Origin of the sequence: Chryseobacterium sp. CBTAP 102, from assembly GCF_003201365.1 — a bacterium.
GTDB lineage: Bacteria > Bacteroidota > Bacteroidia > Flavobacteriales > Weeksellaceae > Chryseobacterium > Chryseobacterium candidae.
On sequence record NZ_QICX01000015.1, the window covers coordinates 41472 to 60907 of the forward strand.

Sequence of the window (19436 nt, forward strand, 5' to 3'; positions counted from 1 at the left end):
ATCGCTGCAGGAGGAACTGCATTGCGGGAGTTCCCATGGAAACCGTTAAAGCGTGGGAAAAGCTGTTAACGTCCGGTTTTTTCAGAACTTTACTGCTGTGCGCATCATCAGTATTCTTAGTTTTTGACCAGGTTACCGAAACCTGTACGCTGCTATCATGAAGATATCTTTCTGTATTGGTATTTGATCTATTGCTTTCTAAAACATATAGTTTACACTCAGGCTGAACATTCTGCCACTGTAGGCCCTGAACATAATCTTATCAATATTCTTGTCATACCTGTCGGTTGCACCCGGTAAAAGTCCCCATGCTTCCCGTTCCGTTCCGATAGCACTCCCAAGTCCCAGTGGTATCACATAGGAATTGTAATTATTATAGTATTCCTTCACCCTGTTGAATAAGTTTCTTGCATTGAGTTTTAATTCAAGGTTTTTATTGCGTAAAAATTTATACGAGATCTGTGCATCTGCTACGGCGTAAGGGCGCTGTATTTCTTCTCCTTTGTAAGCATATCCAACGGTAATGTACTGGTCACCCTTTGCATTGTATAAAAAGCTCAGTCCCAAGCGATCGCCATCATACGTCAATCCAAGATTATAAGCATAAGGAGTCTGCCCGAACAAAGGACGTTTTACTTCATAGGTTTCATCATTGTCACCTGTTTTGTACAGGTCTTTAAAAGCTACTACCTTCGTGTGATTATAGGTAAAGTTTCCGCTTATGAAAAGTTTTTCCAGAAAAGTTCCTCCCGCAATAAATCCTAAGTTCTTTCTGACTTCTGCCTCAACTCCTGCCAATTTTGCATTTTTTGAATTACCGTTATAGAGATATAGATTCCCTTCACTGGAGATATGCCCTTCACGTTCTATAGGCCTGTCTATATTTTTATAATACAATCCTGCTGAAAATATTTCTCCAAGGCCGGGAAACCATTCAAATTTGAAATCATAATTATTAATAACAGAAGAGGTCATTTCTGTATTATAAATCAAACCATTGGCAACCGGATCAAAATAAGGAAGTCCTGTTCGTTCATTAAACTGCGGACGGATGACAGATTTATTATAGGCAAGTCTGAAATTGATTTTATTCGTAGGGCTGTAAGTAAAATTCGCAGAAGGCATCCATTGCCACGGTTTATCCTCAATGGCCGCCCTTTCAACATTCTTTGTATCACTTGAGTCCAGTTGTTGGGAAATAAGATCATACTTAAAATATTCTGCACGAACTCCCCATACCAATCTTAATTTCTTCCAACGGTTATCAAACATCACATAAAGAGCGTGTTGTTTCACTTCTCCTTCATATTTATCGTTTTTATACAATGCTTTGGTTTCCCACCCTATACCTCCCGGTGCATAGTGAGATCCATTGAACCAATCTGAAAGAGTTCCATACATCGTCAGGTGATTTTTTTCACTATTCGGAACATTTCTGTTCTCATCCACTCGCAGAAAGAATTTTTGTTGTTGGTTGGTATTATTCTTCAATGTACCTGCGTATCCTGTCTTCACCGTATTTTTTAAGTTTCCGAAATCCAGATCCCACTTCACTGAAGCTCCGTAATTGTAATCTGTTTCTTTATTGGCGATATATCCTCTGTAAAAATTTCCTCCGGTATTATAGATTTTATGATAGGTTAGAATTTCACTTCCAATAAAATCATAAAGAGTCAAGTATTGTGTATAATCTTTCGTATCAGAGGTTATCCCGGTTCTTGCTGCAAACCAGCTGACTTCTGTATTGCCTATTTTGTGGTTCCCTTCCAGTTTATTCTGCAAAAGGGTTTGAAAAATCGGGTAATTGGTGTTATCAGTATATGGTCTGTCTAAGTTTTTGATCTGAGCAGGATCATTATTGGGGATGATTCCGTTATAAAAATAATTGTAGGCTAATTCTGCATTGGAAGCCATGGCACTTCCGGTAGTATATTCATTCCAGCCGGTAACTCTTGTCAGGGTATTATCAAAAATATGGGTGTAGGAATTACGGAATGAAATTCTGTTCTTGCCCAGCTGCAGTCCAAAATTTAGCATTCCTGCCAACGTAGAGTTATAATTGTAGGAAGCCCCCTGATTTTTAAAATTATAAAATGGTATAGGAGCTACTCCTTTTGTTTCCCAGTCAGCAATATAAGGTCCGGTGGTATCCAGCCAGTTTCCCCTTCCTGTGTGGTCAATGTCCAGTTTGTTTTGCTCATTTCTGATGACAAATGCTCCGGCAAAACCCCATTTATTATTGTTTTTAAGCGCATACGTTCTTCCTAATGCCAGCTGTATATTAGATCCCATGTCACCTTTTGTTTTATAGGTGCTGAAATTATCATGGGTAAACTGTCTGGACTGTTCAAAAAATCTTGGGTCTGTCCAGTTCATCGGTTCTAATCCTTTGGGAAAATCCCTTGTTCCGTCATCATACCCGAAATAGTCATACTTTCCGCGCTGACGGGTCAGAAATTCTTTGAAGGCCGACTGATCATTATATGAAGTTCCCAATGTTACGGTTGTAAAGTTTTCGTTGGGAATATCCTTGGTTCTTACTTCTACATAACCTCCTGCAAAACTGGCATTCATATCCGGGGTTGCAGATTTGCTTACCACCACACTTTCTACCATGGCAGTAGGAATGATATCAAATGAAAAGTTCTGGTTATAAGCTTCTGTACTTGGCAGGTTGATTCCGTCCATGGCAGCAGTGTTCCAGCGTTCTCCCATAGATCGTACTACTACATATTTATTATCAATGGTGGTAATTCCCGTCACCCTTTTCAAAGTTCCTCCCACATCGCTGTCTGGTGTTTTGGAAATCTGTTCTGCCGAAATACCATCACTCATCTGGGCTGCTTTCTTCTGCTGGGCAAGAAGTCCCGCCTGGGTATCTGCTTTACGGGCTGCTGTAATCACAACTTCTTTGATATCTGTAATTTTATCAGAAGCTTTGTTTAAAGCAAATGAAACCAAGATTGTTTCTTTATTGCTAACAGAAAGCTTTTCAACCCTCAGCGTATTATATTTAGGAGCTTTTATGATCAGATTATGAGATCCCGAAGGAAGCTCTATGGTAAAATCTCCGTTATTGTCAGTCACAACCGTCCTTTGAGCTGCAATAACTTCTGCTCCTGTAATGGGATTTCCCACCTCATCCACTATTTTACCGGAAATTCGTCCGTTTCCCAATACGGAAATAGTAGAACTTTCATATTTTACCGAAATAAGGTCACCATGCAGCCGGTACACAACAGGAAGTCCTTTGGTAATATCTTTAAGACAGTTATTGACGGAAGTATTTTCACATTTTATCCCTCTTACCTTCAGCTCTTTAATATCTACTTTGGAATAAGCCAGTCTCATCCCTGTTTTTCCGGCAAACTCTTCTAAAACTTCAATCAGCGGTCTGTTGGCAGGTACAGAAAATGTTACTTTCTGAACCAGCTCCTGAGCTTCTGCGGCTACAGTAAAAAATAAGGCTGCTATGGTAATCCCACATTTCAAACTTTTCATACTTAATAGTGTTCTCTTGATTATGATTATTTTTTTTGAATAATGATTTATTTCTTAAGGATATAGGTATTTTCTTTTTTATGTACTTCTAATCCCAGGATGAAGGCTAATGACTCAATATTCTCACCCACAGTACCACCAGTGAAATCTGCAGTGATCTTCTTATCTTCAGCTTCCTTAGGATACTGAACCTTTGTATCATAATTGCTTTCCAGGACGGCTGCTACTTCTTTTAAAGGAACATCGTTAAAGCTCAAAGACAATATTGCAGGAGCTTTGTTTACTGGGCTTTTCACAGGTTTCAATGAAATAATTGCTGTAGTATGAGCAATTCCGAAATTGGTCCATTTCTGATTAGGCTTAAGGAAAGAAACCGGAACACCCGGGGAAGAAACAGCTACCTTCCCTTCATAAAGATCAACCGCTTTTTTCTTGCCTGACTGTGAAATTTTAAATACTGTTCCCAATACTTTAGTACTGAAACCATCCGCACGAACGATGAAAGGATGCGTTTTAGATTTTGCCACAGAGAATATAGCATCTCCTTTTAAATCCACCACTCTTGTAGAAGCAGGAAAAGATTTTTCTACAGTCAGTTCAGCGCCAGGCAAAAGAGTAACTACAGATCCGTCTTCAAGATGAACAATTCGGCTGCCGGATTCTGCAATATAAACATCCGGCTTAATGAACATGGTGTAGGTAAAAACTCCGCCCAATGATAAAAGCAGGATAATAACCGCAGCTATTTTATACAGATGTGTGGTAAAGCTTTTTGCAGATCGGATAGAAATAATATCTGTTTGAGGAAAGTAATACTCCAGTCCGGACAATACTCTTTCTTTGGATTCTTTAAGATGAACAATATCCAGATCTTTTTCTGCAAGATTTTTCCATTGCTTTAAAAGTTCGTTTTCTTTTTCAGAAATTGAGTCTTCCGTAACTTCCCGTTCCCAAAGTCTGAAAACAAAGGCTTCAATATTTTTATAGGTTAAACGTTTTTTCATAAGGTCTTGTCATGTATTCACTGATACTTCTATCTATAAGACCGTGAAAATGAAAAACTTCCCCGGGGCATCCTTAACGTTATATTCACATTACAACCAAATTGTTAATAATTTTCATCAATTTTCACATTTACCCAAGATTAGCACCCTATTTAAGTGCTGTTTTTCAGAAATATTTAATCTTATCACACCCAAAGTTCACAAAAAGTTAATTTTCCTTTAGGTAATTTTGTATCACAATATGAACCCAACAGATTATACATTATTAAAGAAAATAAAATCAGGCGACCGTCCTGCATTTATGCTGCTGTATGACCGGTATTGGAATAGTCTGTATCGTTTTGTTTTTATACGGACACGGGATAAGGAAGCCTCTGAAGAAATTCTTCAGAACTTATGGATGAAGATTCTAGAGAATACGGATGCCATACAGACCGATGATACAGAAAGTGCCAAAGGCTACCTTCTCCGCCATCTTCATTATCGGATTCTTGATTTTTATAACAGCTATAAAAAAGCGCCTCCAACTCTGAGTATTGACGAGTTTGATATTCCTAATGAAATAGAAATTGCAGATTCAGAGTATTTTGAAATCCTTGAGGAAAATGAGATCAGTGCTTTATTAACCATGATTGATGAAGTAGTTTCCCAGCTTTCCTCAACGGAACAGCAGGTCTATGATATGAGAATCCGGAAAAACATGTCAGTTAATGAAACAGCAGAAGCTCTGGGCATCAGTAACAAGACAGTGAGTAATAAATTAAGCAAAGCTTTGGGAGAAATCCGTGAACAGCTGAATCCTGAGTATCAGTCTTCTAAAAAAATGGCATCCATACTCTTGCTGATGGAAATCATGATAACATATTGATTCCCAGTTTTATATCAATCAATATTTTTGAGTTTTCTGATATACTCTGAAGGAGTCGTCATGGTTTTCTTTTTAAATGCACTGATAAAAGTTGTTGTACTTTTATAACCCGCTTCTTTCGACATTGTCTGTATGGTATATTTACGGAGAACCGAATTATTCTGAAGTTCACTCACAATATAATCTATTCTCAGATCATTTACGTATTCAGAAAAGCTCATTCCTTTATGCTGATTAATAATCTGTGACAAATAAGCAGTGTTGGTATTGAGCTGCTTGGCAAGATTTGAAAGCTTAAAATTATTGGATAGAAATTTTTTTCCCGACTCAAGATCTTCAAGCTTTTTTAATATCTGATTTACCAGCTCATTATCTATGATAAGCGGTATACCTTCTGTGAAGGGAATTGCATCATGCTTTCTCTCCTGATACGCAGTTCCGGAATATGTATTGCTTTTTCTTTTATAATGATAAATAAACAACACAATAGTAAGTGTTGAAATAAATATAATGACAGTAATCAGTATAAAACTTTTCTTTTCATTTTCTTCAATCATCTTTTTTGAGGATAATATTATTTCCTGCTGTTCATATTTTCCTAAAAAGTAATTTCCAACATGGTTTTGCTGATTTATTCTATCAATCTCAGACAAGCTTATTTTGGCATATTTATATGCATTTTTATTATCTCCGATGTTCTCATAATTAAGACTTAGCAAATGAAGTATTTTAAGCTTATTTTCATAGCTGCATTCCGAATTTTTCTCATTATCTATTTTATTGATATAATAAAAAGCAGAATCCGTCTTTTTAAGATAGGTGCAGGTTTCAGCCTTTCCAACCCATACACATTCTCTGGATAAATTCTTATTCATAAGTTCGGGATTTTTCTCACACCTAGTGAAAAGTGTACCTGCATCATGATACTTCTTTTGCAGTAAAGCAGTATTGGCCTGTCTGTAAAGATGCAGCGCTTTGGAATAGTTTGAAAAATAGGGTGAATCCTTCATTATATTAAACGCCATATTATAGCTGTATCTGGAAGAATCAAGATATTTTTTTTCTCCTGTGCTTTTATACCATTTTATAAAAGCATCTCCTTTAGTATTATAAGTTGCCGCAGTTTCTTTATCATGCAAAAATTTACTGAACAGAAGATGATTGTAATCTTCTTTTATATCTTTCAAACGGCTGTTCAAGATTTCGATTCCCTTTTTATAATTTCCCAGCTCTATATGAGCCACTCCAAAAAGAAGCTTTTGCTTTTTCCTGTAAACAGGTTCCATTTCAGATGAAAAGAAAGATAGATATTTGAGTCCCTGCGAAACATTTCCAAGTCTTTTTTCTATATAGAAAAGTCTTGTTACAGCAATATGATTCAATGGTGAATAATATGATTTAAGCTCTTTCTTATTATCGTGTATTTCTTTAATGATACGAAGCAAAGCTTCTCCGGATTGAGGATATTTTCCTTTTTTGTATAAAACTGTTACAGAATCAAGCTTAATCAGCAGGTGATAATGAAGCGGATATCTGGAAAGCCTTTTGAATTGGGTATTCTCATCAGTCAGCTTATAATGTGCAAGATCCCATTGGTCTTTTTGTATCAGGCTGTCTATTTCCCTTGAACTTCTATCCGAAATCTGGCAGTATACTTTTATAGACAAGAGGAAAAATAAAATAAATACTTTTTTTAATACGATCATTGTGTGTTTTATTTTTACAAATCTATGCAGAATTCAAAAAAATAATCAAAATTGAGACTTATAATAAATAAACAGCAATAAAACAAAAGTATGTGTTATAACAAATCATCAATTTTATTTCCAAATACTTACCTAATTCATCATTATAAAGTTAAGATATTTTAAAAATATCCCCTGCTTTTTATATGGAACCCCACAGAAAAAAAAGAACACAATAATATATATATCAACTAATTAAATTATTTTTAATTTATAAATCCAAATATCATTTTTATAAATTTGGTCAACTATTTATTTCACTTCCCGATGAATCTATATATGTTTGATAAAAAATCATCAGCAATGAAAAAAATTATCTCTTTATTTGGATTCATACTGGCAATGCATATTTATGCTCAAAGCCCGCTATCCAAATTTTCAGTCACAGTTGCCGGCAGTAATACGGTTAATTTTCTGGATGAAAGTACCGGATCACCAGCCGCTTTTTCGTGGGAGTTCACCGGAGGCAATCCTTCAGTTTCATCCGTTCCAAATCCCAGCGTTACATACAACACGCCCGGGATTTATAAAGCTAAGCTCACTGTAAGTAATGCATCAGGAACTTCAGCTTCTGTAAGAACCATCAAGATTACATCCGGAAGCATAGTAGATCTGGGATCGGGAAGAAATGATGACGGAACCATGATGTCTGATGCCGGCATCCCAGATCCGGATTGGACATACACAGATCCTAACGGAGCTGTAAGTGTACCTGTAACACGTTATACAGCTACTGCAGCAGGATGGTCTTCAGCTTCAACAATAGGGACTGGGGCAGGAATTACAAGATGGATAACAGGTAATAATGTGATTACAGGCTATCATTTTTATGTAAGCAAAGAATTTGAAATCCCTGTAGGAGTTACAACAGCAGTCTTAAATCTGAGATCATTATCTTTTGTCAGAAACTGGACCTACCTTGTTAAAAAAAACACAGACGGCAGTGAAACGGAAACCCTCATTACAGCTACGGCATGGATGAGTGATGGAGCTAGAGGATGGCTAAACAGCCGTAGCCCGGAAGTTCTGAACTATCCATTAACTCCCGGAAAATATTATATCCGGGTGAAAGCCTATACTAATACCGCAGGACAAAGGCAGGCAATAGACGTAAATGCCAGTGTAAATTTTGGAAACTCTGTTTCCATATCTCCTGCTGTAGAGTTTTCTGCAGTTCCTACCTCTTCATATATAGGCAGCAATATACAATTTACCAATCTGTCTCAAGGAAGTCCTTTATCTGTACAGTGGAAATTTGATGACGGAGCAGGATTGATCCATTCAACAGAAAACAATCCGGGAATAACCTTCACTACAGCAGGAAATCACTATGCAGAATTAGAGGCAGATTATGCGGATAATCTTACCTCATCCCTGAAAATTGACAACTATATTCAAATCGCACAGGTAGATATACCCACTTTATCTGTAACACAGCCTACATGCAGTATCCTGTCTGGTTCTATTACTGTAACTTCTCCACTTGATGGAGTAACATATAGTTTTGATAACGGAGTCACATTCCAGGCTTCCAATACCATCTCAGGCTTACCGCAAGGCACTTATAAGGTAAGGATTAAAAATTCTTCAGGAGCTGTTTCGGAAGCTGTTTCCGCTATTATAGAATCTGCTCCATTAATACCTGCTGCTTTTTCAGCTGCTATTACAAATCCTACATGTACTGTAAATACAGGGAGTATTACAGTAAACACTACGGATACTAACCTTCTATACAGTTTTGACGGAGGTGCTACCTACCAGCAGAGTAATACTAAAACCGGATTACAGCCGGGAATCTATCAGATTGTCGTAAAAAACACTAATGGATGCACTTCAAATACAAATGCTATTATTAATGCTGCAGACTGCAGAGACTGGACTAAAGCTCCCAACAGCTATATTTTTGACTCCGGACAGAATAATAATGGCTTATATATCCCGGTAAAAAAAGCATATGCGATGTGGAGTGACGTCAATGGTTTGCTTAATGATCCTTCAACGCTAAACGGATCTTTGCAGGCCGAAGTATATTGGGAAGATGTTCCGGGGTTAATTCGTTCTTCCAATTATATTCTGCCGGTTGAAGGCTCAGGAGATGCTGCAAAAATAAAAGTGGAAGTAGATAAATCAAAAGGAAAAGGAAATGCTGTTATTGCTTTAAAGATAAACAATAAGGTTGTCTGGAGCTGGCATGTCTGGGTTACTGATGATCCTACTAACGGAATTACCTATGGATTTGTTTCTGACAATAATACAACTGCGGGCAGTCCTAATGCCAAATTTACAGTGAATGGCGTAACCCAATCTTTTGTTCCCAAATGGATGGACAGAAATATGGGAGCTACCAATAGAGACTTTATAGGATATGACTGGAATAAATCCGGAGGTCTGGTATATCAATGGGGAAGAAAAGACCCGTTTCCTCCTTTAGAATATAAAGATGGATCAATGTATGAGATCAACGGAACCTCAGGAGTGAAAAAGCATCTGTACGACTATGCTGATGCAGGCACGGCAGATGATATTAAATCCGTACAAAGACCTTTTGATGACATAAATAATAATGTAAAGTACTCCATTAATAATCCTCTGGATCTTATTTATAACAATAAAGCAGGAGGCAGCGCATGGTTCCAGAAAACATTAGATACAGATAACGCCTCAAGAAAAAAAGCAAATTTATGGGGAGATAATTCTGAAAATGCAATGGGAACATCCGGATCAACAGTGAATACCTTCAAGCCTAAGGCACCATACGATCCTTGTCCTAACGGATGGAGAATTCCTTCTCATATCAACAATACTGCAGGAACAACAAATCATTTTTCACCATGGGGAAGAAACAGATACCGGTTTACAGGAGCCAGTAGTGATGTACAGTCAGGATTCAATCTAATAAAGCCAACTACTGTACATCCTCATCTAAACGGAATAAAAATATATGGTGGTCTGGGAATGGATTTTACCAATACCGTTACCGCTTACAGCATGGGTGATTTTTCCAGAAATATGGGAATATATCCTGGAAATGGTAAATATGTAGTTGGAAGTACCGGAGGAACTTATCATCAGGATCCGCATGAGATTGTGGCACATTCTTCAACAATGCTTAATCTCAGCACTGTACAGACTTATTTCTTTTATGCCTTTGCTGATCCGGGAAGGATTGACGTAAGTCCTGATTCAGTAACATTCCCCGGAATGAAAGGAAAATATTATCTTAATCCATTCGAAACGACCAGTACAATGGGAACCGGAGCCTGCAGATGTATGGAAGACAAATACGCTTCAGGTTATGACTTTCCTACTGAGTTTTTTGTAAATCCTTCCATAGTAAATTATACAGAAGGTCTTAATACCCCTAACTCTTATGTAGTGACCAAAGCCGCAACTGAACAAGAAATTCAGGTTCCTGTAAGTAAAGCATTTTCAGTATATAATCAGTATCTTTCTGATCATGGGATGAGAGACTTTGGTAATCTGAAGGTGAATGTTTACTGGACCGACAATACCGCTCTGGTTTCCAATATTAAAATCGTAAACCCTCCTGCAGATGTTAATGCTATAAAAAATGCATATATCTCTGTAAAAATACCGGCCAATCAGTCAGGTAATGCATTAGTGTCTTTACATAACGGTAATGTTGAAAATCCTGTTTACTGGAGCTGGCATATATGGGTGAGCAATACGGATATAGGAGAAATAGCTTATCAGACAGAAGATGTGCTTTTACCATCTAATGCAAATTATGTAAACTTTACCAATTCTGGCTCCCAGCCAATGAAGAGTACGTTTATGGATAGAAACTTAGGAGCAACAGATGTCTTTCCCGTTGTAATTAATCCTTCAGCTCCTACAGGGAATGAACTTTTAATGATCGGCAACTCTGCAGGAATGCAATACCAATGGGGAAGGAAAGATCCTATACCTACTTTCATAAAACCGGGAGTAAATGTATCAGGCGGCTACACCAATACCGGAACATACAGTATATGGAAATCTTCAGGACCTGATACCAATGGAAATATTATTCCATCATCTTATACCGAGATTACAGGCACTTCTTATACGAGTACCTACACGAAACGCCGGGATATTGATTATGGCACAACAGGAAGTACAAAAGCAGAAAAAATCACAAACACCCTGAAATATTCTTCAGAAAACCCACTTGCATTTATGATTCCTGGTCAGAAATATACCAATAGGTCATCATTTAATGCTGCCTATGGACAGGATTGGCTTTATTCTGTTCCTAACCAGATGATGGAAAGATGGGGACATGCTACCAGCAAATCTCCTTTCGATCCATGTCCCGGTGGATGGAGAGTTCCTGATATTTCAAACGGCGTTACAGACACTAACGGGAAAGGAGATAAAGGCAGTTCTCCCTGGTTCAATGGATTCTATGCTCCTAATGCAACTGTAGACAAATATAGGATTTTCAGTATGGGAGTATTGCAGAATGTAGGCTATGATATCAAAGAACCTACAGACATCTATAACGGAGGTATTCCTTATTATACCGGTAAAACAGTAAAAAATGCTAACACAGTATGGGGATATCAGCTGGGATCCGACAATACGAATAATCCTAACTCTAAGTACAAGATCGGGAATTATCCTGTAACGGGATACAGAGGTTTCTACAGTAATGAAGCCATATCTTCTGCTATGAGACTTGGAATCTCAGGAGTATGGACAGCTGCTTTACGATCAGCAAATTCATACGGAGCAGCATTCCATTTAGGATTTGATACTCAAAATACTACTACCTCCAAACTTATCTCTTTAAGTGATGCTTATACCGGACATCCTATGAATGCAATGAATGTAAGATGTGTGAAAGAGGAACCAAGATTCGGTCAGGTTTTAGAAATGGCAGCGAATATGGGTATGACCAATAAAATACTGAAAGCAGCGAAAAATAAAATGTCATCTGCTGCTGCCGAAGAAAGAAATTCAGATGTTAAAGTATATCCTAATCCTTTTAATGAATCCTTTACAGTTAAAGGAGATAATCTGGAATCCTATGAATTGTACGATATGTCCGGAAAACTGATTAAGAGTGGAAATCTTTCTCAAAGCACCATTCAGTCAAACAATCTTAGCCAGGGAGAATATATTTTAAAAATAATAACCATTCAGCATACTATAATTACAAAAAAATTAATAAAGAAATAGAAAATCTGCTTTATTAATTTACTTATCGATGAAGAGAGTGTCCTCAAAATCAGATACACCCTCTGAGAATCAAATATCAATATACTCCTACTGTATAGGGGTACGAATAAAATCAGCAAATAAAGTGGTTGTCCAAACTTTCAGGACAGCCTCTTTATTTTTATACGAAACCCCAATCAATATAAACAAATTGATTTTCAAATCTTTATGAATTGATACATGCGAACTACTGACTGATTTTATAGACACAGCGCTGCCCTCCCGAAATAATATGGTCTATTCTTTCCACTTTATACTCTTTTCCTATCAGCGATTGGAAATTGGACAATTCTGCACGGCAGAAACCCTGACATTCTTTTGCTGCAGCGCATATCGGGCAATGATTCTCAATCAGATAATAGTCATCACCTTCTTTTTTCCATTCTGCCATATAGCCTTCTTCACTACGCACTTCTGAAAGAGATTCAAGGCGCTGTTCCAGTGATTTTGCCTTTGAAAGTACTTTTTCATAACGTTCATGAGTATTCTTCTCACGGTCACTGATTAATAGATCCAATGCATTTTCACCCAAAAGATTTTTTACTGATTTCAAAATCTGAACTGTTACATCTGCATGGGTATCAGGAAACTGAGCCAATCCTTTTTCTGTAAGAGTATAGTAAGTAGATGGACGGCCAACGCCTTCGCTTTTTACCGAAGACCGGATCAATCCTTCCTGAGCAAGATTCAGCAAATGCTTCCTTGCCCCTTCCTTGGTAATCGACAATTCTTCAGCAATAAGAAGCGATGTAGCCTCACCCCTCATCTTTAAAAACATCAGAATACGATCCGCAGCCGGCTTCTTCATTTGACAATATTTAGGTTGTTTTATTTTTCAACAACAAATATAGTCATTTTCTATAACCTCAAAAATTAAAGCTTAAAACAAAGATTTACAATCTTTTATTCATTTCAAATGCAAAATCAATAAAACAACAAAAAAGTTGTTTTATTGAAATATATTTTTACCTTTGTACCACATTAATCAAAAAAATAAATACAATGACTCCATTTTCGTTACCCCAGTTACCTTATGCTTATGATGCTTTGGTTCCTTTTATAGATAAACAAACGATGACCATTCACCATCAAAAACATCACCAGGCTTATGTAGACAACCTGAATGCTGCACTGGCACAAACCAATGAAGCCAATCCTGATCTGGATTCTCTACTGCAGAGAATAAGCGAGTATAGTCCTGCTGTAAGGAATAATGGCGGAGGTCATTATAACCATTCTTTATTCTGGGAAATTCTTTCACCACAACCTAAGCTGAATCCTGCGGGCATACTTGATGAGGCTATTGTTTCAACTTTTGGTAGTCTTGAAAATCTTAAGGCAGAAATGAAGAAAACAGGTTTATCACAGTTCGGTTCCGGATGGGTGTGGTTATTTGTAAAATTCAACGGATCACTGGCCATCAGTTCTACTCCTAACCAGGATAATCCGATGATGGATATTCTTTCGATGAACAGAGGTTTCCCTATTCTTGGGATAGACATTTGGGAACATGCCTATTATCTGAATTATCAGAATAAACGTGCAGATTATCTGGATGCTTTCTGGTCTGTACTTGATTGGTCGGCTGTTGAAAGAAAATATGAAGAAGCTTTGTCGAAAGTAAGATAAGTAACACTGAAAGTAAACCAACTATGACTGAGGAAAATTTTATCAATAAAGCAAAGGCTTCAGGCATTATTGCTCTTGACCTTTCAGATTACAAACCGACTACGGAAATTGTAGAACTGGATATCAAAGATCACCTTTTCATGGGAATGATTGTTAAGGAAAAAGAATTTAAAGAATCAATTGCTGCGGTGGACTTTTCTGTTTATGACGAAAAAGCAGTAGCAATCATCTGTTCTACGGATGCTGTCATTCCTCCCTGGGCCTATATGCTGATCATGGAAAAATTGTCTCCATATGCTTCTTATGTTGATCTAAACAATGCAGAAACTATTCTCCTGGATCTCTGGAAACGACGTTTCATCTATGCAGACCTGAAACAGTATAGAAATCAGAAAGTGGTTGTACGGGCAAGTACCTCTCATGATCCTTCTCTATATTTATTAGCAGCGGGATTATTGAAACCTCTGGTTAAAACACTGATGTATGGTGAGATTGGCTTACCCAAAGTAATTTTTAAACAATAAAAAATGAAAGCTATTATACTCAACGGATCGCTGGAAAGAAGAACTGTATCTACTTCCGGACTGATTTCTGACTATTTTTCAGAACGTATAAAAATGCTGGGAATTCAGACTGATATTTTTACCCTTGCTGATTCCGGCATTCCTTTATTCGATGTTACACTCACCAAAACTCCTTTGGCAGTAGAGCGTATGATACAGATGTTCACAGATGCTGATCTGCATATCTGGCTGGCTCCTCTTTACCATGGAAGCATTCCGGGAGTGATGAAAAACTGTCTGGACTGGCTTGAGGTAACCGCCAACAGGTACGAGCCTTATCTCACAGATAAAACCGTAGGACTGGTGTGCTGGGCAGACGGGCTGCAGGCCATGCAGGGAATCAACACTATGGATTCTATAGCCAAATCACTGCGTGCCTGGCCATTGCCATTCAGCGTTCCGATTGTCAGATCATCATTATTTGCAGCTGACCCATCCACTCAAATTTCAGAACTTTATTCCGGGAAGTTTGATAAACTTATCAGCATTGCAACTTCTAAAAAAATTGCCATTATCAACTAAATTACTGCATATTAAAGATTTAAAATAAAAACAGCACACTTTATGCTGTCTATTTCCAAAGAACAGTGTTAAACTGCTGTCATTAAGTTTAGCGGGGATTTCCCAATCGTTCAAGGTTGAAGAAATCTCTTTTTTAAACCCTTTAAATTCAAACCATATGGCTATAAAAATAACAGATGCCTGTATCAACTGTGGAGCCTGCGAACCTGAATGCCCCAACTCAGCCATTTACGAAGGTGCTATCGACTGGCGCTGGAAAGACAAAACAAAACTTTCAGGACATATAACATTTCCTGATGGTACTGAAGGTGATGCCGATGCCTACCATCCGGCTGTCTCAGATGAAGTGTATTATATTGTATCCGGAAAATGTACAGAGTGTAAAGGTTTTCATGAAGAACCTCAATGTAAAGCTGTTTGTCCTGTAGACTGCTGTGTGGATGACCCGGATCATCGGGAAACTGAAGAAGTACTATTGGACAGACAAAAATTCATGCACAGTGCTTAATAAACTTCTATCTTTTATATTTAATTTCAATGGAGGGCGGGCTAAAGCGCGCCCTATTATATTTAGATTCTTTTTCGGTTCAGCTAAAATTTATTTCTCTTTAATTTCAGTACAGACTTCTTGTGTAAAAGGGTTTCTACTCCAGGAATACCGTATGAGAAAGAGAACTGCCGCTACCAAACAGGAATCCCAGGAAAATAGAGAACGGATGCATTCGGAAAAATCAATAACGACAATGCTTTAATTTTTTAACAGTCACCTGAATTCATAAGTAAGAACAAAAGGCTGCCCCTTGATGAGACAGCCTTTTTCAGTTCAATAAATCTTTTTTCTCCCCGCTTTTTTAGATCCTGATGTGCGGAGTTTCATTTGTGTTATTTCTTGATCAATTTAGTATTATAAGTATTCTTATCATCTTTTATAGTGATCACATACATTCCTTTTATCAGAGAAGCAACGTTGATCTTTCCTTCAATTTTACCTTGCTGAACTAATCTTCCGTCTGCACTGTAGATTTTGTAATCTGCTTTACCTTTAAGGTTCTTCACTTCTATAAATGTATCCGCAGGGTTAGGATAAATAGATACTTCGGATGATTTTGTGTCAACTATATCTTTAACAGCAAGGTTAGCATTTTCCGAAATTCTAACAGAAAAATCTCTGAAAGACCCTACAGAAACAATTCCTCCACCATTTACAGGTACCGTAGGGCTTCCACAAGGTCCGCTGGCTGCATTAAAGAAAGTACTTGCGACTCTCATTCTCAGCAATTTTTCACCAGAGTATGCCGTATCAGGTACTGTAAATGTTACATTTCCATCACGAAGATAAGCCTGTGCTGCAGCAACATAGGCAGGAAGTGCTCCGTCAGTTGCTACTTTTTCAGAGCTTTCAAATACTCCGTTCCTGTTGTAATCTATCCAGATTTCAAGCCAGTCATTATAATTTCCTCCAGCAAGGTTTCTAAAGCTTGCGGTATACTGAGTTCCTTTTGTTAAATTAACAACTTTGGTTGCATCTTCACTAAAGTCAAGATATGTTTTGTAAACATCCAATCCGGTAAATACATAAGCCAGGTTAGATAATGTCAATCTTACAAGACCGCTATTAAAGCTTCCGCCATTTCCTCCTGTAGTCATTAAACAATAATCTGTACCAGTTCTCAGCCCTTTTGTTTTAAAAGTATAATTAGTTGAGAATGCACCAGGAACAGTGTTCACAACAGCAGCTACCTGTACTTCATAATTGGTTTCATCTTCGAGGTTTGACAGCAATACAGAGTTTACAGCGCTTGTTGTATTCGACCAGCTTGCGGTTCCTACTTTTCTGTAATTGACAGAGTAAGTAGCTCCCGGTACTTTATTCCATGATATTCTCGCCGTTGTTTTTAAAACTTCTGTGTCTATTACAGAAACTCCTGTTGGAGCAGCTGTAGTAGAAGTAGGAGCTGCCCCTACTGTTACAGCAGGAGATACAGCATAGAAAATATTACCTATGGCTGATATTCTTAATTTAACAGCACCTGTTAGATTAGCCGGCATTTGTACAGTATAGCTTCCCGTATTAGGTGTAGAGGCTACCAGATCTGTCCATGTAGTTCCATTATTGGTTGTATAATCTATTTTTACAGCCGCTACATTATAAGGAGCGTTATTGGTGTTTGCAGCATCCCATGTAATGGTGTTGGATGCATCATTATATAAAACAGATGTTGTTGTAAGTCCGCTGAACTTGAAAGGTCCGTCATTACCTACCGTTACAACTGTCTCAGCAGTAGAAGTCATGGGTCTTGATGCATTCTGATCTCTTACGGTTACTGCATAGTTCAGTGTTCTTGGGATATAGGAAACGGTTTCCCATAGTTGTTTGTCTGTCAGCACACCATTCATTACGGTTTCCAGTTTAGGAAAATATCTTCTGCTGTTAGCTGTTCCCGGTAAAGATCTTGCGATAGCACCTTCTGCATTATACCCCCATCCGCTATCTCCGGAAATGGTATTTCTGTCTCCTACACTGTTGTATTGTTCCCATGTATAAGTAAAAGGGTCACTTTCTGCATCTGCTGCTACAGCATCAAGATAATAGGCAGTTCCTTTAGGTATAGAATAATTAGCCAGTGGGGTAATCACCGGTGCGGTATTGTTGATGATATCAACAGCAACACCACATCCTACTTTAGCTTCAAGGTTATTCAATACCTGAGAAATAGATTTATAATGGAAATATCCATCCATATTGGCCTGAATATTATCCTGAGTAATTCCCGGATATCCCATGATCGTTGTTCCTCCCCAAGGCTCAACATTGGCACCTGAAGCTTCAGTTCTCATAGAGAAGGTATGGTTGGCTCCCAGCTGGTGTCCCATTTCATGAGCGGCCATTAAATCAAATACTTCTCCTACAGGGTCAGGGCTCATTGAAAAAGCGGCACCTTTTCCTAAAGAAGTATTAGTGGCAGGATTTGTACAAACAATTCCTATTCCTCCGGCATTTCCATTTCTGCTTTGCCCTGCATTGCAATGAAATACGTGTCCAATATCATAATTGGCATTTCCAACATCATTTGTCAGCTTTTGTTGAAGCTGTAAATTTAATGACGGATTACCCGCCGCCTGAGGTATGTAAAAATCGTTAGCAGGATCTGTATAAATAATTCCAGGAAGATCCAACACATTAAAATGAGCTCCAAAATCTCTCTCAAAAACCCCATTGATCCTTGTCATTGTGTTATTGATAGCAGCGACAGCTCCGGCAACTGTACCCCCGTGAAATTGTGTATATTCACCGGTAACAGCCATAGCCATTCTGAAAGTTCTGTATTTGGTATTGGTAGGTCTGTTGGTAATGCCTACATTAGAAAGCATTTTTTTCCCGTTTTCCTCCAATTTACCAATCTCTTTAAGATCATGCTCCGTATCACATTCAAACCCATGCATGTCTCCTTTCTCCTTTGTTTTATAAAAAACACCATAAGTTTGTTTATCAGTACTTATTGGCTCTATAAACTGGAATATACCGTCTTTAATGATCATAGACTGCATATCTGTAGGGGATGTACTGAATCTTAAATACTTAGAAGCATCATCCACACCAATCCCGACATATGAGCCTAGCTGATATCTGTCTGCAAGTGATTGATCCATTACAGGATTGCTATAGACCGCAAATTTTTCAATCTTTCCTTCTGCTGTTGGTAAAGAAATAATAACAGGACGTGCATTTTTTCCAGTCTCTTCAGCATTTTTCAGCATTTCTCTCAGAGATTTCAAATCCACTCTGTAAGAATGCTGCACTTCTACTCCATCTCTTATCTGTGAAGTTTTCTGAGAGACAGACTCCCATCTCTGGGCATTGAAAACCGTAAAACAAGACGCTAATGCGCAAACAAATAAAATTCTTTTTTTCATAGATTTATTTAAAGTTATTTTGAGAATATAATTTAAAATATTATACAAAAATCTGTTTTAACTTTTGTTTTTTTAGAGATCTTAATGACAAATACATTATTATCATAAATTCAACAAAACAAAAAATATTATAAAACATTCACAATAAAACGCAGTACAAAACTTATATATTTTTAATAAAAAACAAAAAAAGAATATACTACACAGATACACTTTAACTCTAAATAACTAAATATCAACAATTTACATTTCGCTTCTTTTGTATTCATTAATCAGCAAAAATTTTAATGATAAAATACTTTAGATATTCTGATCAATATATCCCCGGAAAAACAAATTGAAAATCAGAAAGAAAGTAATACTTATATGTTACTTAAGTACATGAAAAAAGATAAATTATAAATATATGGACTTACAAAATAAAGCAATTTCGAATCGTTATGTCTTTTTTTTTCATAAATAAACT

At 37.4% G+C, this 19436-nt stretch carries 11 protein-coding genes; 6 read left to right on the forward strand and 5 right to left on the reverse strand.

The window, feature by feature from the left end; translation table 11 throughout:
- Positions 1-198: 198 nt before the first annotated feature.
- Entirely contained in the window at positions 199-3501 is a 3303-nt protein-coding gene (locus C8D70_RS17735) for a TonB-dependent receptor (RefSeq protein ID WP_110368185.1), read from the reverse strand.
- Between the two features lie 47 nt (positions 3502-3548).
- Complete coding sequence (locus C8D70_RS17740) at positions 3549-4505, reverse strand: FecR family protein (protein ID WP_110368186.1); 957 nt, start codon at positions 4503-4505, stop codon at positions 3549-3551.
- A gap of 241 nt (positions 4506-4746) precedes the next feature.
- Between C8D70_RS17740 and C8D70_RS17745 the strand changes: the two genes are divergently transcribed.
- Positions 4747-5373, forward strand: coding sequence for an RNA polymerase sigma factor (locus C8D70_RS17745; RefSeq protein ID WP_110368187.1), 627 nt, complete (start codon positions 4747-4749; stop codon positions 5371-5373).
- A gap of 14 nt (positions 5374-5387) precedes the next feature.
- Here the strand turns inward: C8D70_RS17745 and C8D70_RS17750 are convergent, their stop codons facing one another.
- Positions 5388-7079: a helix-turn-helix domain-containing protein gene (locus tag C8D70_RS17750; RefSeq protein WP_110368188.1), complete on the reverse strand. Its 1692-nt coding sequence runs from the start codon at positions 7077-7079 to the stop codon at positions 5388-5390.
- 342 nt (positions 7080-7421) lie between these two features.
- On the opposite strand from C8D70_RS17750, the gene C8D70_RS17755 reads away from it, so the two are divergent.
- The gene (locus C8D70_RS17755; protein ID WP_181416158.1) at positions 7422-12302 is read left to right on the forward strand and encodes a PKD domain-containing protein; all 4881 of its coding nucleotides are present in this window, start codon (positions 7422-7424) and stop codon (positions 12300-12302) included.
- Between the two features lie 226 nt (positions 12303-12528).
- Here the strand turns inward: C8D70_RS17755 and C8D70_RS17760 are convergent, their stop codons facing one another.
- Complete coding sequence (locus C8D70_RS17760; protein WP_076594421.1) at positions 12529-13149, reverse strand: helix-turn-helix transcriptional regulator; 621 nt, start codon at positions 13147-13149, stop codon at positions 12529-12531.
- Positions 13150-13343: 194 nt separating this feature from the next.
- On the opposite strand from C8D70_RS17760, the gene C8D70_RS17765 reads away from it, so the two are divergent.
- The 4 genes from C8D70_RS17765 to C8D70_RS17780 all read left to right on the forward strand — a co-directional run bounded on the left by C8D70_RS17765 (position 13344) and on the right by C8D70_RS17780 (position 15563).
- A complete protein-coding gene (locus tag C8D70_RS17765) occupies positions 13344-13970 on the forward strand; it encodes a superoxide dismutase (RefSeq protein WP_076594420.1) in 627 nt (208 codons plus the stop codon).
- Between the two features lie 23 nt (positions 13971-13993).
- The gene (locus C8D70_RS17770) at positions 13994-14494 is read left to right on the forward strand and encodes a DUF2480 family protein (RefSeq protein WP_110368190.1); all 501 of its coding nucleotides are present in this window, start codon (positions 13994-13996) and stop codon (positions 14492-14494) included.
- Between the two features lie 3 nt (positions 14495-14497).
- A complete protein-coding gene (locus C8D70_RS17775; RefSeq protein WP_076594418.1) occupies positions 14498-15055 on the forward strand; it encodes an NADPH-dependent FMN reductase in 558 nt (185 codons plus the stop codon).
- Positions 15056-15212: 157 nt separating this feature from the next.
- A complete protein-coding gene (locus C8D70_RS17780) occupies positions 15213-15563 on the forward strand; it encodes a 4Fe-4S dicluster domain-containing protein (RefSeq protein WP_076594417.1) in 351 nt (116 codons plus the stop codon).
- Positions 15564-15937: 374 nt separating this feature from the next.
- On the opposite strand, the gene C8D70_RS17785 is transcribed toward C8D70_RS17780, so the two are convergent.
- On the reverse strand, positions 15938-18970 hold the full coding sequence (locus C8D70_RS17785; RefSeq protein ID WP_110368191.1) for a reprolysin-like metallopeptidase: 3033 nt from the start codon (positions 18968-18970) through the stop codon (positions 15938-15940).
- Positions 18971-19436: the final 466 nt, after the last annotated feature.